The sequence below is a fragment of the Enterobacter sp. S-33 genome, assembly GCF_028735835.1.
Classification (GTDB): Bacteria; Pseudomonadota; Gammaproteobacteria; order Enterobacterales; family Enterobacteriaceae; genus Enterobacter; species Enterobacter vonholyi.
The window spans coordinates 4,424,116-4,444,995 of sequence record NZ_CP117838.1; the positions used below are offsets into that span (position 1 = coordinate 4,424,116).

A 20,880-nucleotide genomic window follows, 5' to 3' on the forward strand; every position below is an offset into this window, starting at 1 on the left:
ATGGGAAGCCATAATGACGGAACACGACAAATCCTCCGCCGTGGTTGAAGAGACCAGGGAGACTGTGGAGACGACGCCACAGCCAGAGACGACTGAGAAAACCGCTGAGAAGAAAAACAGCAGCAACAAAACGAGCCTCGCGCTGAGCGCGATTGCCATCGCCATTGCGCTGGCAGCGGGGGGTGGCCTGTACGGGCTGGTGAAACAACAGAGCGCTAACCAGACGTCCACCAGCGACGCGCTGGTGAATCAGCTCACTGCCCTGCAAAAAGAGCAGGAGACGCAGAAAACCGAGCTGGAAGCCGTGATTAAGCAGCAGGCCGCCGCGCTTGCCGAAGCGAACGGCAAACAGGAAGAGCTGACTAAACAGCTGGGTGAAGTACAGCAGAAAGTCGCCACCATTTCCGGCACCGATGCCAAAACCTGGCTGCTCTCGCAGGCTGACTTCCTGGTGAAGCTCGCCGGACGTAAGCTCTGGAGCGACCAGGACGTGACCACCGCCGCCGCACTGCTGAAAAGCGCCGATGCAAGCCTGGCCGACATGAACGATCCAAGCCTTATCACCGCCCGTCGCGCGATAACCGAAGATATCGCCAGCCTCTCTGCCGTTTCGCAGGTGGATTACGACGGCATTATCCTCAAGGTGAACCAGCTTTCGAATCAGATTGATAACCTGCAGCTGGCGGATAATAACGACGACGACTCCCCGATGGATTCCGACGGTACCGAGCTTTCCAGCTCCCTGAGCGAATGGCGCATAAACCTGCAAAAAAGCTGGCAGAACTTTATGGACAGCTTTATCACGATCCGCCGTCGCGACGAAACTGCCGTACCGCTGCTCGCGCCTAACCAGGACATCTATCTGCGCGAGAACATTCGTTCCCGCCTGCTGGTGGCGGCCCAGGCCGTGCCGCGTCATCAGGAAGAGACCTATAAACAGGCGCTTGATAACGTCTCAACGTGGGTACGCGCCTACTACAACACCGATGATGCGACGACCACCGCCTTCCTCGAAGACATTGATAAGTTAAGCCAGCAGAACATCACCATGAACGTGCCGGACAAGCTGGCCAGCCAGCCGATTCTGGAGAAACTGATGCAGACGCGCGTACGCAATCTTCTGGCGCAGCCGGGCGTACCTGCAGAGCAGACGAGCGGAGCGGTACCTGCTCCGGCTCCTGCGCCTGAAAGCGCACCGCAAGGAGAGTAATGATGCTAAAAGTTCTCTTACTCTTCATCCTGCTGATCGCCGGGATCGTCCTCGGGCCTATGCTTGCGGGTCATCAGGGTTACGTCCTGATCCAGACCGATAACTACAACATTGAAACCAGCGTAACGGGTCTGACGATCATTCTGATCCTCGGCGTGGTGGTGCTGTTTGCGATCGAGTGGATCCTGCGCCGTATTTTTCGTACCGGTGCCCATACCCGAGGCTGGTTCGTTGGCCGTAAGCGCCGCCGCGCCCGTAAACAGACCGAGCAGGCGCTGCTTAAGCTCGCCGAGGGTGACTATCAGCAGGTTGAAAAGCTGATGTCGAAAAACGCCGACCACGCCGAACAGCCGGTAGTGAACTATCTGCTGGCGGCCGAAGCGGCGCAGCAGCGCGGTGATGAAGCCCGCGCTAATCAGCACCTGGAGCGGGCGGCTGAGCTGGCTCACGGCGACCCGATTCCGGTGGAAATCACGCGCGTTCGTCTGCAGCTGGCACGCAATGAGAATCACGCGGCTCGCCACGGTATCGACCGTCTCCTGGAAGTCGCGCCACGTCATCCGGAAGTGCTGCGTCTTGCCGAGCAGGCCTATATTCGTACCGGCGCCTGGGGTTCACTGCTGGACATCATTCCGTCAATGGCGAAGGCCGAGGTAGGCGACGATGAACATCGTGACGAGCTTCAGCGTCTGGCGTGGATTGGCCTGATGGATCAGGCGCGCGCTGACCTGGGCAGCGACGGTCTGAAAACGTGGTGGAAGAATCAGAGCCGTAAAACGCGCCAGCAGGTTCCTCTGCAGGTGGCGATGGCGGAACACCTCATTGAGTGTGACGATCACGACACGGCTCAGGAGATCCTCCTCGACGGTCTGAAGCGCCAGTACGACGATCGCCTCGTGATGGTGATCCCGCGCCTGAAAACCAACAATCCTGAGCAAATCGAAAAAGTGCTGCGCCAGCAGATTAAAACCGTTGGTGACCGCCCGCTGCTGTGGAGCACGCTTGGCCAGTCGTTGATGAAGCACGGCGAATGGCAGGAGGCAAGCCTTGCCTTCCGCGCCGCGCTCAAGCAGCGTCCGGATGCCTTCGACTACGCGTGGCTTGCCGATACGCTGGACAAGCAGCATAAGCCGGAAGAAGCGGCCGCCATGCGCCGTGATGGGCTGTTGCTGACGCTGCAAAATAACGGTACGCAGCAGTAATTCATCAGGAGGCCAGATGGCCTCCTTTTTTTATCGCATTTCTCCTGCTACATTCTTTACACCCGCATCAGCAAACGAACCCGCCAATGTAACGATGTCTTTTCATTAACTTTTTTTCACACACGCGCACTTTCTGCAGCGTGGACTAAATCGTTTTTGAAAGGAAATCGTCATGAACTCGCTTTTATATGCGCTTATTGAAGCGCTGCGCTGCCACCGCTGGCTGCGCCTGCTTGCCTGTGCTTTTATCTTTTCTTCGCTGGGGAATGGCTTAACCCAGGTCGTGGTCTTCGGCTTGCTGTTAGCGTGGTCAGCTCCGCCCGGTCTGCTCACACTCGCTTTTCTTTTCGCTACGATACCGGGATTTATCGGCAGTACGATCGGCGAAAAGCTGTGCTCACGCTGTTCTCCGATATCCCTGCTGATACTGACCGAAGGGCTGGGTCTGCTCGCCCTGCTCTTTCCCCTGCTTGGCGTGGGTTACCACAGCGTTGCCGCATTGCTCGCTGTGCAATCCACCGAGGCGATGCTCAGCGGGATGAGCTGGCCCGCGCTGACGTTGCTCTTTAAGCGCGGTCTCAGCGAAGCAGAGCTGCCTGCTGCAACCTGTCTGGAAAATGTGATTTTTGCTTCGCAGGTTTTATTAGGGACAGGCCTGGGCGTGGTGCTGTTCCAGAAGACGTCCGTGTTTACCCTGCTGGCCATTGATGCCGCCAGCTTTCTCGGATCACTGCTCATGCTATGGCTGGCTGGACGCCGGTTTTCTGCGCCTTCACTCCAGCCTCTCGAGGAAGAGGAAGCCCCTGCGGCATTATGCTGGAGGACGTTGACCGTTCGGCAGAAACGCAGTCTGCTCATCCTGCCGTCGCTGGCGGCCGTTGGCTCACCGGCCATGGCGCTGCTTCCGGCCCTGGCACAGCAAATCCATCCTCAGGATGCGGCGGGTCTTGCCCTGCCTCTGCTTTTTGCAAGGAGCATGGGACAGCTTTGCGGCCCCATGCTGCTAAAAAAAGAGAGTCTGACGCGCTTTGCCGCTCGCACACCGCGCATCATCGTTTGTCTGGGCATCTTTCTGGCCGCTTATGGCATGCTGCCGTTTTTGTCCGGGTGGATGGCATGTGCGCTGGGGATGATCTTTATCGCGCATCTGGCCTCGAATATTCTGTTCGCGGCCGGGACGTTTGGCGTACTTAGTAGTTTTCATCTCACGCAAACCGCTTCGGCCAGCGGGAAAGCCTGGCGCTGGCAAACGCTCAGCGCTTCTCTTTTCACCAGTATCGCAGCGGCAGTGGCTGCCGGGTTTGGCTCAGTAGCGGCACTCTATGCTGTCTCCGCAACGGCTCTGGTGATGGTTGCCCTGATCGTGCACCGGTATCGGGAATAAGGAATAAAAAAACGCCTGCTATAAAAGCAGGCGTTAAAACAGGTCTGTAAGACAACATATTTGGTGCTTCACTCAACGTTGTGTCCATGGTGTCTGATGAGGCCGAAGCGACATCTGTCAGTGGACGATAAGCACCGTAAATGGCTCTGCGTCATTCCTGAGTTTATGAGGCACTAAGGCGAACATAAGAGATGGAATGAGCATCTACACGCATATTATTGCACGTAACGTGCCAACATGACAGCCAGAACTTTTACATAACGCAACATTTTAAGATAAAAGGAAATTATGCTGTTAAGCACCGTTTTAAGCTCTACAACGTATCGGGAAAAGGCGGGCATATGTCGCCAGGAGGAGACAGCAAAACCCATAAATGGTTTTTTATCTAACTTTCAATGAGTTGCATGTCGCTGGATTGCGACAACGAAAAGGACATTGTTGGGGAATGACTACAGGGATGAAGAATCTCAGAAAACAAAAAACCCCGCCGAAGCGGGGTTCAAAATTGGTCGGCGAGAGAGGATTCGAACCTCCGACCCACTGGTCCCAAACCAGTTGCGCTACCAAGCTGCGCTACTCGCCGATGTACTGCTTTTTGAATTTTTAGTTCAATTCATTTAAAAAGTCGTGGTGCGAGGGGGGGGACTCGAACCCCCACATCCAAAGGACACTAACACCTGAAGCTAGCGCGTCTACCAATTCCGCCACCTTCGCAATTCACAACTCTTTCAAATAATGGGGTGGCTAATGGGATTCGAACCCACGACAACTGGAATCACAATCCAGGGCTCTACCAACTGAGCTATAGCCACCACTGTATTCTTTCACGCGGTACTGACTACTTCTCAGACCACCGCAGCTCTAGCGCCGGGACTAAAATGGCGCGCCCGACAGGATTCGAACCTGAGACCTCTGCCTCCGGAGGGCAGCGCTCTATCCAGCTGAGCTACGGGCGCTTAGCGCCGTTGCGGGGCTGGATATTACGTACCTCCGTCCCCGCTGTCTAGTGCTTTTTTGAAAAAAATGCGCGTTTGGTTATGGTTTGCACATTTTGCCGCTTATTCCTCCACTTTCTGCGTGGTGGCACGGCGACCCAGGCCAAAAAGCTTATATGCGGCCGTCACAGCCGCCAGGAAGATCACCCCGACAAACAGCGACATGCGGGTATCTTCATTAAAGTACATCCCGATTAATACGCAAATCAGGAACGCCATCGTCAAATAGTTCGCATACGGGAACAGAATTGAGCGGAACGGATGGCTTTCAATCGCTTTTTTATGCGCATGACGGAAACGCAGCTGGCTGATGAGGATAACAAACCACGGCACCATGCCCGGCAGCACGCTGGCGCTGTAAACGTAAACGAACACGCGCTGCGGGTTAGGAATAATGTAATTCAGGCAAGAGCCAATCAGCAGTATTGCAATGGAAACCGCCACACCCGCCACCGGCACGCCGGCACGTGAAACTTTACTCATCACCGCAGGCAGCTGGTTATTCTTCGAAAGCGCATAGAGCATACGCCCACAGCTGTACATCCCACTGTTACAGCCTGACAACGCTGCCGTCAGGACCACAAAGTTGATGATACCCGCCGCTGCCGTGATGCCAATTTTGGCAAAGGTTAAAACAAACGGGCTACCCGTCGTGCCAATTTCGTTCCACGGGAAGATGGTCACGATAACGAAGATCGCGCCCACATAGAAAATCAGGATACGCCACAGCACTTTGCCCACCGCGCTACGCAGCGTGACCTGCGGGTTTTTCGCTTCACCGGCGGTAATACCGATCAGCTCCACGCCCTGATACGAGGCCACAACGATACACAGCGCCGTCAGGAAGCCCTTCCAGCCGCCGGCAAAGAAGCCGCCGTTTTCGGTCAGATTGCCAAAGCCGATAGCGTGTCCACCGTTGCCAAAGCCGAAGAAAATCACGCCCAGGCCGACGACAATCATTACGATAATCGTGGTGACTTTAATCATTGCGAACCAGAACTCAATTTCACCGTAAAGGCGCACGGCAGCCAGGTTTGCCAGCGCCACCAGCCCCACGGCAATGAGCGCGGGTATCCACTGGACCATGTCTGGGAACCAGAACTGGACGTAGACCCCTATCGCGGTGATCTCTGAGATGCCCACCGCCATCCACATAAACCAGTATGACCAGGCCGTCAGGTAGCCGAAGAACGGGCTCATATAACGATGCGCGTAAACGGCGAAGGAGCCGGTTACCGGCTCCAGGAAAAGCATTTCGCCCATGGAACGCATGATGAAGAAAACAAACAGCCCGGCAATAATGTACGCCAGTAATACGGAAGGGCCTGCCCATTTGAGCGTGCTTGCGGAGCCCATAAACAGGCCCACGCCGATAGTGCCGCCCAGCGCTATCAGTTCAATATGACGAGCTTCCAGCCCACGCTGTAGCTCCGGTTTTTTCTCTGCCATAGATCCTCGATTGTGTTTGCTGTTTCCCGGCTTAATACCGGGTATTGTTTTTTAGGGGTACTAAAATACGGAGCGAATGGTTTCTTAAAATCTGCCAAATGGCAAACGATGCATTAAAAAAATGAATGCATTGCACAGATTATCAGCAGTTTTGCAGGCGAGTTGCAGCGCGAATAGCATATCGCGCTACATTTTGATTACATTTTCCCGGTGTAATGCCAGGCGAGGTAGCGAAGCAGACGGATCTGTCGTTTAATGCGCGTCGGTTGCGATAGCAGACGGTACAGCCACTCCAGCCCCAGATTTTGCCAGACCTTGGGCGCACGCTTAACGTGGCCGGTAAAGACATCGTACGTACCGCCGACGCCCATGTAGAGGGCATCCGGACAGACCAGACGGCAGTCGCGCATCAGGATCTCCTGGCGCGGGGAGCCCATCGCCACGGTGACAATCTTCGCCCCGCTGTCACGAACGCGCTCAAACAGAGCCTGCCGATCTTCCGGTTTGAAGTAACCATCCTGACTGCCGACAATATTAACATTCCATTGACGACGCAGTTTCTCCTCCGTCTGGGCCAGTATCTCCGGCTTCCCGCCAATCAGGAACACGGGCGTGCCCTGTTCACCTGCGCGGGCCATAAGCTGCTCCCAGAGATCGGCCCCCGCCACGCGGGAAACATTAGCGTCAGGATACTTTTTACGGATAGAGCGGACCACGCTTATCCCGTCCGCATATTTAAATTCCGCCGCTTCAATCAGGCTTTTGACTTCCGCGTTATCCTCAACCGCCAGCATTTTTTCCGCGTTGATCGCCACCAGCGTACCGGATTTCATCTGGCCGTCGGCGAAAAGAAAGTCCAGCGCGTGCTGCATGTCGCGCCAGCCAATAAGCTGCAGGCCACGTAGCGCATAGCGCGGTGCAGAAATTTTATCAGTCATTACTATCCTTACTCAGACTTGCGACAGCGTTGTGCTGCCCTGCCGCTCGCGCCTGTGCACAAGCCCTGCGCTGTCAAACAGCCAGTACAGCAGTTTGGCCAGTAACAGGCAGAGGCCGAAAACAACCATGAAGAACACCACGCGCGAAACGAACGAGTCCAGCCCTTCGCGCGCCAGAACGATCATATTGAAAATGGCACCAAAGCAGAAACTGTGCAAAATGGCGGCCTTATAGCGGTTGGTCTCTTCGTTGCCACGCACGTAAAGCCAGTCGAACCACTTGATAATCAGCCCCACGGCAACCGCCCCGGGGAGAATGAACCACGCTCCTCCCATCACCACCAGGGAACCAATCAGCGTTGGCGAGATTGCCAGACCAGAATGGTTGTTCAGCACTTCCCAGGTAAAGTAATTTGCCGTGTTAAGCACCACGCCAGGCCGGTCCGGCCATAGCCAGGAAGGGATAAATACGTAGAAGTCGCGAACAATCGGCGCCAGCCCCTGGAAATCAATCTTGTCGTAGTTTTGCAGCAGCAACGCCAGGTTTTCCCACGGCGAGAAGGTATCGCGCGTCAGGTAAAGGAACGTGTAAAACGCCTCATCTCCCGCTACGTTCATTCCATAGCGCTTTAGCGCCAGCCAGAACATACCCACAATGCCAAACGCGCCTGCCGCAACCAGCATCCACAATGAGATCCAGCCGCGGATGATGCCGATAAACAGGAAGATCGCGAAGGCGATGATGATGTTCGCGCGCGTGCCGCCCACGATCATGTAGGTCAGGATGCCAAACGCGACGGTGCTAACCAGGAAGAACAGCCACGCTTTGCTGTCCTGGCGCAGGAAGAAGATCACCAGCATCGCCGGGATGAAGAAGTAGAAGAAACGCTTAAGCGCCACGCCCGAAACCTCGGCCGAAAAAATCTGGCTGTAGGAGTGGAGCTTAAACAGCAGGAAGCCGTTATGCATGAAGAAGATGCCGACGCTGACCAGGGCGATGGTCATCAGCATCACCCACGTCAGGTGGGTCTCCACCCTATTCATGGTAAAGAGCGCCCGACGCGGGGCAGCTGTCTGCGCTGAACGCAGACGCGTTTTATAGGTGACGTAATAGACGGCATAGAAGCAGGTTGCCGCCAGAAGCGCCTGGAGCAGGATTTCCGGCGGCGCGACGCTCACGTCAAAACGGAATACCAGAATGCTGGTTAGCGGGAAGCCGAAAAAGAAGGTCAGCAGAAACAGTAACGAGAAGAACACGTTAAAGTTGAAGCGCACCCGGCGGAATTCAAACCAGGTAAGCGTGGCGATAAACAGGGTGCTCAGAAGCCAGACAATCAGTAAGCCGCTGAATTGCAACTGACTCATACTTTGTCTCCTGAAGCGATACGCAGCGCGCGGTGCCACGGCGTGAGGTAATTCGGGCTGAAAAAATCAATGCTATTTTTATCCACCAGCGTGAGCTGGCGTTGGGCTTCCCGTACCACCTCGACGTTCAGCGTGTCTGAGGTAAACAGCACGGGAATATGCTGCTCGGCCATGTCCTGCCAGAACGGGTTCTCGCGGTTTAGCACGCACGGTACCCCCGCCTGAATCAGCAGACATAGGGTGCCAATCCCCTGCTGTCGGGCAAAGATGAAATAGCCGAGATCGCATTTTCTCAGCAGCGCGAGATATTCCTCAAATTCCAGCTTATCGCTGAGAATGTGCAGATTTTCTGCGCTAAACAGCGCAAGCCCCTGTCGGCGAACCTCATCTATGTAAGCGTCGTTATTGGCGGGATAGCCCATCGGCACCACCACGTTCACCGTGTCGCCGAACTGCTGATGCACCGCCCTGAGCGCCGCGACGTGTTCGTTACTGCGATCGCCGGAATTCCCCACCAGGATCGTTAGTTTGCCTTCACGCACCGTGTCATTCGCCATGGCGTTAAGCGCCGGATCCATGCGGGTGGGGAAATAAAGCAGCTCGCCGCGCACGTTGGGGTGCTGTTTAGCAAAATAGTTGAGATCGCCGCGGGTAGCAAAAACGCAGCCCACGCGCCCCTGCGCCATGCGGCGCAACGGATAGAAAAGACGGAATTTCCAGCCTCGGGAGACTTCGTAAAGATCGGCTCCCCAGATATGCCAGCTGCACTGGGAGGGTTTAATTCCCCCGCTGAGAAGCGCCAGCCACAGGCCGGTATTAAACTGTCCGTGGAAGAAGAATCGTTGCTCGCGGTCGGCTTTCGCTTTGGCGACAACCGCCTTCGCCAGCGTGGCCTTATCCGGCCAAAAGCGAATCGTCAGCGCCTGAAACGCCTCGCTCAGGCCCTTATCCTGACCTGCAACCATAAACTCACGCGCATCTGGATTACCCGATGCCAGCTCGTCGTTGAAAAACCGCAAAACGGTCTGGTTATGGTGTGGGATGTCCGATCCCAGGATGTGAATCAGTGCAGTCATGCGCGTTTACGCCACAATAAAAATACGCCGCAACAGGCAGCGAAATAAACGATATAGGTTGCCATGTAGGCCTGAGCCGCCCCCAGCGCGCCGTGCATGGGTATCAGCCAGTGCGAAAATGCTGTCAGTAACGCAAACTGGCTAATTTCCGCCAGGATATACAGCCGCAGGGACGCTTTTGCAATCACCAGGTAGCCGAAAACGTATGCGCCCACTTTCAGCACATCCCCCACCAACTGCCAGGCAAAGAGATCGCGCATGGCGATGAATTTCGCCGAGAACAGTAGCCATATGGCGACATCGCGCAGTAGCCAGACGGTAAAGCTGGCAGCCGCGACGGCCGGTAACACAAAGCGCAGCGATCGGAAAATCTCGCGCGTTATTTCCTGTCTGGACGTCAGTCGCGATAAGGTTGGCAGCAGGTAAACGCTAAAGGAAGCCGTAATAAACTGGAGATAGGCGTCGGAAATACTGCTTACGCCCTGCCAGATCCCGACCTCATCCCAACTATAATGCGCTGCCAGCAGGTTTCGCATCATCACGTAGGCCACCGGCAGCGTGACGGAGGTAATGAGCGCCATCAGGGTAAATTTACCCAGCTGGCTGGCAAGGACCTTGTCCCATTGCGGTTTCAGGTAGCTAAGAGGGATGACGCCCCGGCGCATCAGCATAAATGCCGCAGGCACAACCACCAGCGCCGGGACCAGCGCAAGCCCCAGCAGTGCGCCTTCATAGCCGCCCAGGCGATAGCAAAAGTAATAGGCAATCACGCCGATGACGCTGCCCAGGATTAACGCAAGCGCGTTTCCGGCAGCATCACGAAACCCTTTCATCAGCGCCAGCAGCAGGTTAGCCCAGGCAATCCCCATCTGAACCAATGCGACCAGACGCACCAGCCCCTGGTAATGGGTGTGCCCGAACAATCCCTGGCTGATGGGTGCCGCCGCCAGCAGAAAGACAATCGCCATCAGGGTTGAAAAACCCGTGACCATAGCCGAAGAGGTGCCCACCACTCTGCGCAGCTGAGCCGCATCATCGTGATACTGCGCAACGTATTTGGTCACGCCGTTGAAGATACCGGCACCGGCCAGCACACCAAGGACGGTGATAAGCTGACGGAAATTACCCGCCAGCCCCACACCAGAGGGGCCAAATGAAACGGCCAGCAGCTTGACGACCAGCAGCCCGGCGCCAATTTTTACAAGCGTGGACGCGGCGGTCCACACCGATGCTTTTGCCAGAGACATATCAGCCGAAATAACTCAGAAGGGTATTAATCACCGTACGCTGGTTAACGGGCGCGAGGTTGTAGAACAGTGGCAGGCGAAGCAAACGCTCACTTTCTTTAGTGGTGTAGCGGTCTTCACCCGCAAACGTGCCAAACGCTTCGCCGGCCGGACTGGAGTGCAGCGGGATATAGTGGAACACCGCCATAATTTCGGCCTCTTTCAGCCAGGCGATGAGCTCGCTGCGGTCCTCGTTATCGCGCAGCTTGATGTAGAACATATGCGCGTTGTGGACGCAATCTGCCGGGATGGTTGGCAGTTCAATACGCCCAGCTTTTGCCAGAGGCTCAAGCGCATCGTAATAGGTTTGCCACAGGGAAAGACGCTGAAGGTTGATACGCTCCGCCGCTTCCAGCTGCGCCCACAGGTACGCAGCCTGCAGATCCGCCATCAAATAGCTGGAGCCGATATCGCGCCAGGTGTATTTGTCTACCTGACCCCGGAAGAACTGGCTGCGGTTAGTGCCTTTTTCGCGGATCACTTCTGCACGCTCCACGAGAGCCCGGTCGTTAATCAGCGTCGCACCACCTTCTCCACCCGCCGTGTAGTTTTTGGTTTCGTGGAAGCTAAAGCAGCCAATGTGTCCGATAGTGCCCAGCGCGCGTCCCTTGTAGGTGGACATCACGCCCTGCGCGGCATCTTCCACCACAAACAGGTTATGTTTTTTGGCGATCGCCATGATGGTGTCCATTTCACAGGCCACGCCCGCGTAGTGAACCGGCACGATCGCGCGCGTTTTGTCAGTGATCGCTGCTTCAATCAGCGTCTCATCAATGTTCATGGTATCCGGGCGGATATCCACAAAAACAATTTTCGCCCCGCGCAGGACAAAAGCATTCGCCGTGGAAACGAAGGTATAGCTCGGCATAATCACTTCATCACCGGGCTGGATATCCAGCAGCAGTGCCGCCATTTCCAGCGATGCCGTACAGGACGGGGTCAGCAGCACTTTGGCGCTGCGAAAACGCTGTTCCATCCACTGCTGACAGCGCCGGGTGAAACCGCCGTCACCACAGAGTTTGCCGCTGCCCATAGCAGACTGCATATAGTCGAGTTCAGTTCCGACAACGGGTGGTGCGTTAAATGGAATCATCTTGTCACCTGTATAACCAGTAGGCGGTGGCGTCGATGTTGGCACCACTCGCAATATAACGTTTAAGCGCCGCGGTGTTGCCCACCTGGGTCGCCACCCGCAGCGTCACAAGCTGTTGCTGTTGCGCCCAGTGCAGCGCCGCCTGCATGAGTTTTTCACCCATGCCGCGCCCGGCTAATAAGCCAATACGCGCCTCGCGCTCGTTGAGCTTACGCAGTGAGACGAACCCCTGGATTTGACCGTCCCCTGCACGGAAAACCAGGCAGACGTGGTCAAAGGTGCCTTTAACCGCATTCTCTACCCACTGGGCATAGAAACGCCCGCTATCGTCAGGTGCATACCAGGGCGCACGAAAGCGGCTCTGCGCAAACGCCTGGGCCGCCATCTGACGCAGGACGGGGATGTCCTGTTCCGTTGCCATTTCCGCACCAGGCACATCGTGCCGGGTAAGGGTTATGGAAAAGTCTACCTCACCTTCAACCAGCTGAAAGCCGTGTTGCTGGAGCGCGTCAAGCAGATCGGCTCGCTCCGCCGGGATCTTAGCCTGCACCCGTTGCCAGGCGGTAAAATCCGGTTCAGTCAGTACCGGCGCGTCATTGCTCAGACGCACGATGGCCGACGGCAGACTGAAAAAGGTACTCTCCCACTGCAGGGGCTCGAGTACCCCGTTCAGGCTGCTCAACGCCAGACACCTTTGGTATCAACTACATACTGCTGACGCACCGCATTAGCGGATGTCGCTTTAAATTCTTTGTGATCCACCAGCAGCACCAGCACGTCCGCCGTCGCGAGCGCTTCATCCAGCGCCGTCAGCGTGCAGTGCCCCGCCAGTTTTGTCGGCAATTCATGGATATTCGGCTCAACCACCAGCGTTTCACCCTTGTGCCATCCGGCAATCATCTCAGCAATTTCCATCGCCGGGCTTTCACGCAGATCGTCAATGTTGGGTTTGAATGCCAGACCGAAACAGGCAATTTTCAGCTCGCTGGCGCGCTTGCCGCTCTCTGCCAGACAATCCGCTACCGTGGTTTTGACCTGATTGAGCACCCAGTGAGGTTTGCTGTCGTTCACTTCACGCGCGGTGCGAATCAGGCGCGCCTGCGCTGGATTCTGCGCCACGATAAACCACGGGTCGACGGCAATACAGTGTCCGCCCACCCCCGGGCCTGGCTGGAGAATATTCACACGCGGATGGCGATTAGCCAGGCTAATCAGCTCCCAGACGTTAATTCCCTGATCGGCGCAGATGAGTGAAAGTTCGTTCGCAAAGGCAATATTCACGTCACGGAAGCTGTTTTCCGTCAGCTTGCACATCTCGGCGGTGCGGGAGTTTGTCACCACGCACTCGCCTTCCAGGAAAATCTTATACAGCGCGCTGGCACGTTCGGAACAGACTGGCGTCATACCGCCAATGACGCGGTCGTTTTTAATCAGTTCGACCATGACCTGGCCCGGGAGTACGCGCTCCGGGCAGTAGGCGATGTTGATATCCGCCTGCTCGCCAACCTGCTGTGGGAAGCTCAGGTCTGGACGGGCCTCTGCCAGCCACTGCGACATCTGTTCAGTCGCCCCCACCGGAGACGTGGACTCGAGGATTACCAACGCCCCTTTTTTCAGCACAGGCGCGATTGATTTTGCCGCCGCCTCGACGAACGCCATGTCGGGCTCGTGGTCGCCTTTAAAGGGGGTTGGGACTGCAATTAGATAGGCATCCGCTTCAACGGGCGTCGTGCTGGCATGCAGGAAGCCTCCTTCCACCGCCTCTTTCACCACACGATCCAGATCGGGTTCCACAATATGAATTTCGCCACGGTTAATGGTTTCTACCGCGCGGGCGTTAATATCCACACCGACAACCTGTTTTTGACGAGAGGCAAACGCGGCCGCAGTAGGCAAGCCAATGTAGCCAAGACCAATGACAGAGATGGTAGTAAAACTCATAGCGATACCCGATTGTGTTTAAGTGCATGCAAAATACGGCCACAAGCCTGCCCGTCTCCATACGGATTATGGGCCCGGCTCATCGCCTGATACGCTTCATCGTCATGCAGCAGGCGCGTGACCTCTTCGACGATGAGCTGCGCGTTGGTGCCGACCAGACGCACCGTACCGGCTTTGACGGCTTCCGGACGTTCGGTCGTTTCACGCATCACCAGTACCGGCTTGCCGAGAGAGGGCGCTTCTTCCTGAATGCCGCCGGAATCGGTGAGGATCAGCCAGGCGTGATTCATTAGCCAGACAAACGGCATGTAGTCCTGCGGTTCAATCAGTAGAACATTGTCGACATGGCCCAGAATGCGATTAACCGGCTCGCTGACGTTAGGATTGAGATGGACCGGATAGACAATTTGCACATCGTCATTTTGCGCAGCGATTTCAGCCAGCGCGTGACAGATTTGCTCAAAACCCCGGCCAAAGCTTTCGCGACGGTGGCCGGTGACCAGGATGGTTTTTTTGCCGTTGTGCAGGAATGGATAGCGGGCAGCGAGGTCTTTCTGAAGATCGCTATTTGCCAGAACGCGGTCACGCACCCAAATTAACGCATCAATGACCGTATTGCCGGTCACAAAGATTTTGTTATCGGCGATATTTTCACGCAGCAGGTTCTGACGAGAATTTTCCGTTGGCGCAAAGTGGTACATCGCCAGATGGCCCGTTAACGTGCGGTTGGCCTCCTCCGGCCACGGCGAATAAAGATTGCCGGTACGCAAACCCGCCTCAACATGCCCCACAGGAATTCGCTGGTAAAACGCGGCCAGGCTTGTCGCCACGGTAGTGGTGGTGTCACCGTGTACCAGCACCACGTCAGGCTTGAATGACTCCAGGATCGGCTTAAGCTCTTGCAGAATGCGACAGGTTATCTCCGTTAAACCTTGCCCCGGTTTCATAATATTGAGGTCGTAATCCGGGACGATGGAAAAGAGCGTTAAGACCTGGTCGAGCATCTCACGGTGCTGGGCCGTGACGCAGACTTTTGCTTCAATATCCGGATCGCTGGCCAGCGCATGAACCAGAGGTGCCATCTTAATGGCCTCCGGCCTGGTGCCAAATACGGTTAGTACTTTCACATCGATTCTCTTCGATTAGGCGATGAAGGCCGCAGCCTTCATCGTAGACGGCGTTCTTAGTTTTTGCGACGACGCGTTAACGCCACGCCAGCGCCCGTCAGTGCGCCTACAATCCCCCACATAATCATCAGGAATGCACGACGCGGACTATCGCGTTTTACAGGTTCTTCAGGCGTTCGCAAATAACGATAGGTCTGAAAACGCGGGTCCAGAGAAGGACCTACATTAAGCGTGTTGAGCATCGCGCGATTTTGATCGTAATCGAGGTCAAAATCAGGACCGACGGCCTGGAGGTTTTCCAGGCGCGCCTGCAGCATGGGGCGGCCAAGGAGGAACATCTCTGAATCAGGCAGCTCATCAGCCGGCACGTCCGTCTCAGTGCGGGAAATATTGTGCTGTTCCGCAATTTTCAGCGCCTGCTCAATATTATGAACACGACGAGCGAAAATGGCTTTAGCCACCTCTTCCTGACGTTTCACCTGTGCTTTCATCTGGATTGTACGAGCCGCCCAGGCGCCTTTAAGCTCTTCGTTAAGATGGCTTGCGGCACGCTGGCTGGCAAACGCGACATACTGACGCAACAGGTTGTTAGCATCCGGCGCGGTTTCTGCAATCAGTTTGACGCTGTCGTTCACGTTACGCAGCGCATCGCCCGGCATAAACTGAATATTGTTAATCAGATCGTCCAGCAGAGCGGCATCGGCTTTAGTGTTATCAACCCGACGCTGCTTGTAATAATCCGTCTGAGACCAGAAGTCGCGGCGCGTATCCCACGAAGCCAGTTGCATCACAAACTCTTTATAAGCCTCATCCATAACGGAGACCTGATCTGGCGTGGCGAGGTTGGCTTTGATATCCAGGTTTCGCAGGAATTGCTGCTGGGAATAGTATCCCCCAAGCATGTTAACCGTTGGTTTGTCCGTGATTGCCGTGGAGCTCCATTCTTGTTTTGCAAAGAACGTATAGGCCAGCGCTAACAGTGCAAAACCCAGCGCGATCCCCGCAATCCAAAGTTTGCCTGCCCATAACACGCGAAACAAACCCCGAATATCCAGTTCATTCTCAGTTACCACTGATTTCGCTCCCGCCAACGGTTGAGTCATCATAGTCCCGGTTTTACTTAGTTAATGTTGTGTTTTTGCCACTGTTACGACGCATCCGGCGTTTAATACGTTTTATGAACCGCGCTACTTTCCATGCGCGCTTGATGCAGTAGCCGTACAGGAAAAATGCCAGCAAGAATAATGCCAACATAACCCACTCAGGAATGATATGAGAATATTCTGCAGCTACGCCAATTGCGGCCAAAATAGCAGCGGCCAGAGTAATCAGCACAAACGCCTGACGAGAAGTAAAACCCGCACGCATGATGAGATGATGAATGTGTTGGCGGTCTGGAGAGAAAGGACTCATCCCTTTGCGCAGGCGGCGATACATAATCGCCACCATATCCATCAATGGAATGGCAATAATCCAAAGCGCGGTTACCGGACTTATCGGGTGGGTTTGACCCTGCGTGGTTTCAAGCAGGATCCAGATAACCGTAAAACCAATCAGCGTACTGCCCGCGTCCCCCATAAAGACTTTATAGCGACGGCCCAGCACGCCGAGGTTTAAGAGGATATAAGGCAGAATGGCGGCAATCATGGCAAAACACCACATTGCCAGGCTGTACTGGCCATCAAACCATAAGATAATGCCAATAGCGGCGAAAGAAACGGATGACAATCCACCGAGCAGGCCGTCAATGCCGTCCACCATGTTGAAAGCATTGATTGCCGCCCAGACGGCAAAGAGCGTCAGGAAGAAGCCAAATGGACCCAGAACTAACTCCCACGGGCCAAACACATAGCCGAGGCTACGCAGATACAGTCCGCCGACAACCATCATCACCACGCCAATGGCCGCCTGAACGGTGGCGCGTATTTTCACCGCGATATCGAAGCGGTCATCAAGAGCCCCGACTAACACCAGGACACCGGCGCAGGCAATATAGAGGGCGGCATGCGGGATATAATAGTCAGCAATACCAAACGTGAAGCAAATCCCTGCGTAAACAGAAATCCCGCCGACTAAAGGAATAAGTCCCTGATGGCGTTTACGAAAATTAGGCTTATCCACCAACCCTATTCGTTTTGCCACCTTGCGCGCAATGAACAAAAAACAGGTTGTGAATAAAAAAATACTGATCAGTTCAGTAACGGCGGTGAATAGATTCACAATGGATTGCTCTCAACAAATGTTAGTCCCGGAAGTATAACCATGAAGCCACAGCCTCAGAAGTAATAAAGATGGCTTCTTACAACTCCCTTTGTATATTTTTCAATCAATTATTTCTTTGGCTGCAGAAACGGCCCTATTGTCGCACCGACCGGTCAAAATTGGGAGTAGATGGTACTAGCGTATAGTCCATAAAAGAAAAACGCCACGTAAAAACGTGGCGTTTGCTGGCTTTATTTGCGTTACGAGCGTTTCATCATGTCAAAGAAATCGTCGTTAGTTTTGGTCATCGCCAGTTTGTTAATGAGGAACTCCATTGCGTCGATTTCACCCATTGGATGGATGATTTTACGCAGGATCCACATTTTCTGCAGCTCTTCCTGGGTGGTGAGCAGCTCTTCTTTACGAGTACCGGAACGGTTGTAGTCGATAGCCGGGAAGACGCGTTTTTCAGCGATTTTACGAGAAAGATGCAGTTCCATGTTGCCTGTACCTTTAAATTCTTCGTAAATCACTTCGTCCATTTTAGAACCGGTATCGATCAGCGCCGTCGCGATGATGGTCAGGCTGCCGCCCTCTTCCACGTTACGTGCTGCACCGAAGAAGCGTTTTGGGCGATGCAGGGCGTTAGCATCCACACCACCGGTCAGGACTTTACCGGACGCCGGCACCACGGTGTTGTAGGCACGCGCCAGACGAGTGATGGAGTCGAGCAGGATGATCACGTCTTTCTTGTGCTCAACCAGGCGTTTCGCCTTCTCAATAACCATTTCCGCTACCTGAACATGGCGAGATGCCGGTTCGTCGAAGGTAGAAGCAACCACTTCACCTTTAACCAGACGCTGCATCTCGGTCACTTCTTCCGGACGTTCGTCAATCAGCAGCACCATCAGCACGCAGTCTGGGTGGTTATAGGCGATGCTCTGAGCGATGTTCTGCAGCAGCATGGTTTTACCCGCTTTTGGCGGCGCCACAATCAGACCACGCTGGCCACGACCAATTGGTGATGCCAGATCCAGTACACGCGCGGTTAAGTCTTCAGTAGAACCGTTACCACGTTCCATGCGCAGGCGAGAGTTCGCGTGCAGCGGCGTTAAGTTCTCAAAGAGGATCTTATTACGCGAGTTTTCCGGTTTGTCGAAGTTAACTTCATTGACTTTCAACAGCGCAAAGTAGCGTTCACCCTCTTTAGGAGGACGAATCTTACCTGAAATGGTGTCACCAGTGCGGAGGTTGAAACGGCGGATTTGGCTGGGGGATACGTAGATGTCGTCAGGGCCGGCGAGGTAGGAGCTGTCTGCAGAGCGGAGGAAACCAAATCCGTCTTGCAATATCTCCAGCACACCGTCGCCAAAGATATCTTCGCCACTCTTAGCGTGCTGCTTCAGGATGGCGAAAATGATGTCCTGCTTGCGCATACGAGCCTGGTTTTCCAGCCCCATATTTTCGCCGAGAGTGATCAGCTCAGAAACCGGCGTATTCTTTAATTCGGTAAGATTCATAATGGTGTGGGTTCTTAAACTCGGGGTGATTCTCGAACTTAATGTTGTGAATGGTATGGCAGGGTCATCCATGCCTGTTTAGCGGCCATCAACTCATGTCTGTTCGCTGTCTGGTCACAGGGAAAGAACGCAGAACTGAAACGACAAGACGGATTGAGCGACAAGCCCGGAATTTAGCCACTTCACGCACTGTTCATGTCAACAACGGGAAGTATCGGGTAAAACAAGATTCAAACAACAAGATATGTTTAAAACGAAGTCATAGCTAACTTAGCACGACTTCAGCCGGGCGTCCAGAGTTCCACATCATTTAGCCGGGAGCTCTGAACGCACAGCGGAGAAACCTTACGCCAGGTTAGCGTCCAGGAACTCTTTCAATTGACCTTTGGACAGCGCACCCACTTTGGTCGCTGCCACTTCGCCGTTTTTGAACAGCAGAAGGGTTGGGATGCCACGGATACCGTATTTTGGTGCGGTGCCCGGGTTCTGGTCGATGTTCAGCTTGGCAACGGTCAGTTTGCCCTGATATTCGTCGGCGATCTCATCCAGAATCGGGGCGATCATTTTGCAAGGACCACACCATTCAGCCCAGAAATCGACGAGGATCAGCCCGTCAGCCTTAAGTACGTCCGTGTCAAAACTGTCGTCAGTCAGGTGAATAATTTTATCGCTCATATATAACTCCACAGGAATAAGCCTGGTACGTTGGTTTTGTCTCCACCAACGACGTGTTGATGTCGCATTAACCAACTAAAGGTTGACTTTATTTCACCGGATACGCTTTCGTAAAGCAATAGTAAGCTGATATTCTACCACACTATGAGCAAAACACATTTAACAGAACAGAAGTTTTCCGACTTCGCGCTGCACCCGAAGGTGATTGAAGCCCTTGAAAATAAAGGGTTTCATAACTGCACGCCCATTCAGGCCCTCGCGCTGCCGCTGACGCTGGCCGGTCGCGATGTTGCCGGGCAGGCGCAAACCGGTACCGGCAAAACGATGGCGTTTTTAACGTCAACGTTTCATTATTTACTTTCTCACCCAGCGATTGCAGACCGCAAAGTTAACCAGCCGCGCGCGCTAATTATGGCCCCGACGCGAGAACTGGCGGTACAGATCCACGCAGACGCTGAACCCCTGGCGCAGGCTACGGGCCTGAAGATTGGCCTGGCCTACGGCGGCGACGGCTACGATAAACAGCTGAAAGTGCTCGAAAGCGGTGTGGATATCCTGATCGGTACCACCGGCCGTCTTATCGACTACGCTAAACAGAACCATATTAACCTCGGCGCAATCCAGGTTGTGGTGCTCGATGAAGCTGACCGCATGTACGATCTCGGCTTCATTAAAGACATTCGCTGGCTGTTCCGCCGTATGCCTCCGGCCAATCAGCGTCTGAATATGCTGTTCTCTGCAACCCTCTCATACCGCGTACGCGAACTGGCGTTCGAACAGATGAACAACGCCGAATATGTAGAAGTGGAACCTGAGCAGAAAACGGGTCACCGCATTAAAGAAGAGCTCTTCTATCCTTCCAATGAAGAGAAAATGCGTCTGCTGCAAACGCTGATTGAAGAAGAGTGGCCAGATCGCGCCATCATCTTTGCGAACACCAAACATCGTTGTGAAGACATCTGGGGCCATCTGGCTGCAGACGGTCACCGTGTTGGCCTGTTGACCGGCGACGTCGCACAGAAAAAACGCCTGCGTATTTTGGAAGAGTTCACCCGTGGCGATCTCGATATTCTGGTCGCAACCGACGTGGCGGCACGTGGTTTACACATTCCAGCCGTGACGCATGTCTTTAACTACGATCTGCCAGACGACTGCGAAGACTACGTACACCGTATCGGTCGTACCGGTCGCGCGGGCGCAAGCGGACACTCTATTAGCCTTGCATGTGAAGAGTATGCGCTGAATCTCCCAGCCATTGAGACTTATATCGGTCACTCTATCCCGCAGAGCAAATACAATCCGGAAGCGCTGTTAAGCGAACTGCCGCCGCCTAAGCGTCTAACCCGCCCACGCTCCGGCAATGGTCCGCGTCGTTCAGGCGGCGCACCGCGTAATCGTCGTCGTTCAGGTTAAGAAA

17 protein-coding genes and 4 tRNA genes are annotated in these 20,880 nt (G+C 54.6%); 4 read left to right on the forward strand and 17 right to left on the reverse strand.

Going from position 1 to position 20,880, the window contains the following annotated elements; genetic code table 11:
* The first annotated feature begins 13 nt into the window (after nt 1–13).
* The 3 genes from hemX (at nt 14) to PUP35_RS21060 (ending at nt 3,796) form a co-directional block, all read left to right on the forward strand.
* On the forward strand, nt 14–1,210 hold the full coding sequence (gene hemX, locus PUP35_RS21050; RefSeq protein ID WP_274241255.1) for a uroporphyrinogen-III C-methyltransferase: 1,197 nt from the start codon (nt 14–16) through the stop codon (nt 1,208–1,210).
* Between the two features lie 2 nt (nt 1,211–1,212).
* Nucleotides 1,213–2,412, forward strand: coding sequence for a protoheme IX biogenesis protein HemY (gene hemY / locus PUP35_RS21055; protein WP_008501551.1), 1,200 nt, complete (start codon nt 1,213–1,215; stop codon nt 2,410–2,412).
* A gap of 172 nt (nt 2,413–2,584) precedes the next feature.
* A complete protein-coding gene (locus PUP35_RS21060) occupies nt 2,585–3,796 on the forward strand; it encodes an MFS transporter (protein ID WP_274241257.1) in 1,212 nt (403 codons plus the stop codon).
* 506 nt (nt 3,797–4,302) lie between these two features.
* Here the strand turns inward: PUP35_RS21060 and PUP35_RS21065 are convergent.
* The 17 genes from PUP35_RS21065 to trxA all read right to left on the reverse strand — a co-directional run bounded on the left by PUP35_RS21065 (nt 4,303) and on the right by trxA (nt 19,463).
* Nucleotides 4,303–4,379 (reverse strand) — tRNA-Pro (locus PUP35_RS21065).
* 45 nt (nt 4,380–4,424) lie between these two features.
* Nucleotides 4,425–4,510 (reverse strand) — tRNA-Leu (locus PUP35_RS21070).
* Nucleotides 4,511–4,532: 22 nt separating this feature from the next.
* A tRNA-His gene (locus PUP35_RS21075) sits at nt 4,533–4,608 on the reverse strand.
* Between the two features lie 67 nt (nt 4,609–4,675).
* Nucleotides 4,676–4,752: transfer RNA gene (locus PUP35_RS21080), tRNA-Arg, on the reverse strand.
* 102 nt (nt 4,753–4,854) lie between these two features.
* Entirely contained in the window at nt 4,855–6,240 is a 1,386-nt protein-coding gene (gene thrP / locus PUP35_RS21085; protein ID WP_111963524.1) for a bifunctional threonine/serine APC transporter ThrP, read from the reverse strand.
* Nucleotides 6,241–6,437: 197 nt separating this feature from the next.
* Nucleotides 6,438–7,178 (reverse strand): lipopolysaccharide N-acetylmannosaminouronosyltransferase, encoded by a 741-nt coding sequence (gene wecG, locus PUP35_RS21090; RefSeq protein ID WP_115877011.1) that lies wholly within the window; start codon nt 7,176–7,178, stop codon nt 6,438–6,440.
* A gap of 12 nt (nt 7,179–7,190) precedes the next feature.
* Nucleotides 7,191–8,543: an ECA oligosaccharide polymerase gene (gene wzyE / locus PUP35_RS21095; RefSeq protein WP_111963522.1), complete on the reverse strand. Its 1,353-nt coding sequence runs from the start codon at nt 8,541–8,543 to the stop codon at nt 7,191–7,193.
* Nucleotides 8,540–9,619, reverse strand: coding sequence for a TDP-N-acetylfucosamine:lipid II N-acetylfucosaminyltransferase (locus PUP35_RS21100; protein ID WP_271369691.1), 1,080 nt, complete (start codon nt 9,617–9,619; stop codon nt 8,540–8,542). The genes wzyE and PUP35_RS21100 overlap by 4 nt, the downstream gene beginning before the upstream one ends.
* Nucleotides 9,616–10,866 carry a lipid III flippase WzxE gene (gene wzxE, locus PUP35_RS21105; RefSeq protein WP_111963520.1) on the reverse strand — a complete coding sequence of 417 codons (1,251 nt, stop codon included), beginning with the start codon at nt 10,864–10,866 and terminating at the stop codon, nt 9,616–9,618. The genes PUP35_RS21100 and wzxE overlap by 4 nt, the downstream gene beginning before the upstream one ends.
* 1 nt (nt 10,867) lies before the next feature.
* The gene (gene rffA, locus PUP35_RS21110) at nt 10,868–11,998 is read right to left on the reverse strand and encodes a dTDP-4-amino-4,6-dideoxygalactose transaminase (protein ID WP_274241262.1); all 1,131 of its coding nucleotides are present in this window, start codon (nt 11,996–11,998) and stop codon (nt 10,868–10,870) included.
* Between the two features lie 4 nt (nt 11,999–12,002).
* A complete protein-coding gene (gene rffC, locus PUP35_RS21115; RefSeq protein WP_274241264.1) occupies nt 12,003–12,680 on the reverse strand; it encodes a dTDP-4-amino-4,6-dideoxy-D-galactose acyltransferase in 678 nt (225 codons plus the stop codon).
* Nucleotides 12,677–13,939, reverse strand: coding sequence for a UDP-N-acetyl-D-mannosamine dehydrogenase (wecC, locus tag PUP35_RS21120; protein ID WP_274241266.1), 1,263 nt, complete (start codon nt 13,937–13,939; stop codon nt 12,677–12,679). Before wecC ends, rffC begins: the two co-directional genes overlap by 4 nt.
* On the reverse strand, nt 13,936–15,066 hold the full coding sequence (wecB, locus tag PUP35_RS21125; protein ID WP_133295332.1) for a non-hydrolyzing UDP-N-acetylglucosamine 2-epimerase: 1,131 nt from the start codon (nt 15,064–15,066) through the stop codon (nt 13,936–13,938). The genes wecC and wecB overlap by 4 nt, the downstream gene beginning before the upstream one ends.
* Nucleotides 15,067–15,122: 56 nt before the next feature.
* Nucleotides 15,123–16,169, reverse strand: coding sequence for an ECA polysaccharide chain length modulation protein (wzzE, locus tag PUP35_RS21130; RefSeq protein ID WP_111963515.1), 1,047 nt, complete (start codon nt 16,167–16,169; stop codon nt 15,123–15,125).
* A 13-nt stretch (nt 16,170–16,182) separates the two neighbouring features.
* On the reverse strand, nt 16,183–17,286 hold the full coding sequence (gene wecA / locus PUP35_RS21135) for a UDP-N-acetylglucosamine--undecaprenyl-phosphate N-acetylglucosaminephosphotransferase (RefSeq protein ID WP_111963514.1): 1,104 nt from the start codon (nt 17,284–17,286) through the stop codon (nt 16,183–16,185).
* 242 nt (nt 17,287–17,528) lie between these two features.
* Entirely contained in the window at nt 17,529–18,788 is a 1,260-nt protein-coding gene (gene rho, locus PUP35_RS21140) for a transcription termination factor Rho (RefSeq protein WP_008501566.1), read from the reverse strand.
* Between the two features lie 345 nt (nt 18,789–19,133).
* Nucleotides 19,134–19,463: a thioredoxin TrxA gene (trxA, locus tag PUP35_RS21145; protein ID WP_006179218.1), complete on the reverse strand. Its 330-nt coding sequence runs from the start codon at nt 19,461–19,463 to the stop codon at nt 19,134–19,136.
* 144 nt (nt 19,464–19,607) lie between these two features.
* On the opposite strand from trxA, the gene rhlB reads away from it, so the two are divergent.
* Complete coding sequence (rhlB, locus tag PUP35_RS21150; RefSeq protein ID WP_111963512.1) at nt 19,608–20,876, forward strand: ATP-dependent RNA helicase RhlB; 1,269 nt, start codon at nt 19,608–19,610, stop codon at nt 20,874–20,876.
* Nucleotides 20,877–20,880: the final 4 nt, after the last annotated feature.

Bases quoted from the DNA above. Each gene is read 5' to 3' on its own strand.
- hemX (WP_274241255.1), top strand. From the start codon at position 14: ATGACGGAACACGACAAATCCTCCGCCGTGGTTGAAGAGACCAGGGAG.
- hemY (WP_008501551.1), top strand. From the start codon at position 1,213: ATGCTAAAAGTTCTCTTACTCTTCATCCTGCTGATCGCCGGGATCGTC.
- PUP35_RS21060 (WP_274241257.1), top strand. From the start codon at position 2,585: ATGAACTCGCTTTTATATGCGCTTATTGAAGCGCTGCGCTGCCACCGC.
- thrP (WP_111963524.1), bottom strand. From the start codon at position 6,240: ATGGCAGAGAAAAAACCGGAGCTACAGCGTGGGCTGGAAGCTCGTCAT.
- wecG (WP_115877011.1), bottom strand. From the start codon at position 7,178: ATGACTGATAAAATTTCTGCACCGCGCTATGCGCTACGTGGCCTGCAG.
- wzyE (WP_111963522.1), bottom strand. From the start codon at position 8,543: ATGAGTCAGTTGCAATTCAGCGGCTTACTGATTGTCTGGCTTCTGAGC.
- PUP35_RS21100 (WP_271369691.1), bottom strand. From the start codon at position 9,619: ATGACTGCACTGATTCACATCCTGGGATCGGACATCCCACACCATAAC.
- wzxE (WP_111963520.1), bottom strand. From the start codon at position 10,866: ATGTCTCTGGCAAAAGCATCGGTGTGGACCGCCGCGTCCACGCTTGTA.
- rffA (WP_274241262.1), bottom strand. From the start codon at position 11,998: ATGATTCCATTTAACGCACCACCCGTTGTCGGAACTGAACTCGACTAT.
- wecC (WP_274241266.1), bottom strand. From the start codon at position 13,939: ATGAGTTTTACTACCATCTCTGTCATTGGTCTTGGCTACATTGGCTTG.
- wzzE (WP_111963515.1), bottom strand. From the start codon at position 16,169: ATGACTCAACCGTTGGCGGGAGCGAAATCAGTGGTAACTGAGAATGAA.
- rho (WP_008501566.1), bottom strand. From the start codon at position 18,788: ATGAATCTTACCGAATTAAAGAATACGCCGGTTTCTGAGCTGATCACT.
- trxA (WP_006179218.1), bottom strand. From the start codon at position 19,463: ATGAGCGATAAAATTATTCACCTGACTGACGACAGTTTTGACACGGAC.
- rhlB (WP_111963512.1), top strand. From the start codon at position 19,608: ATGAGCAAAACACATTTAACAGAACAGAAGTTTTCCGACTTCGCGCTG.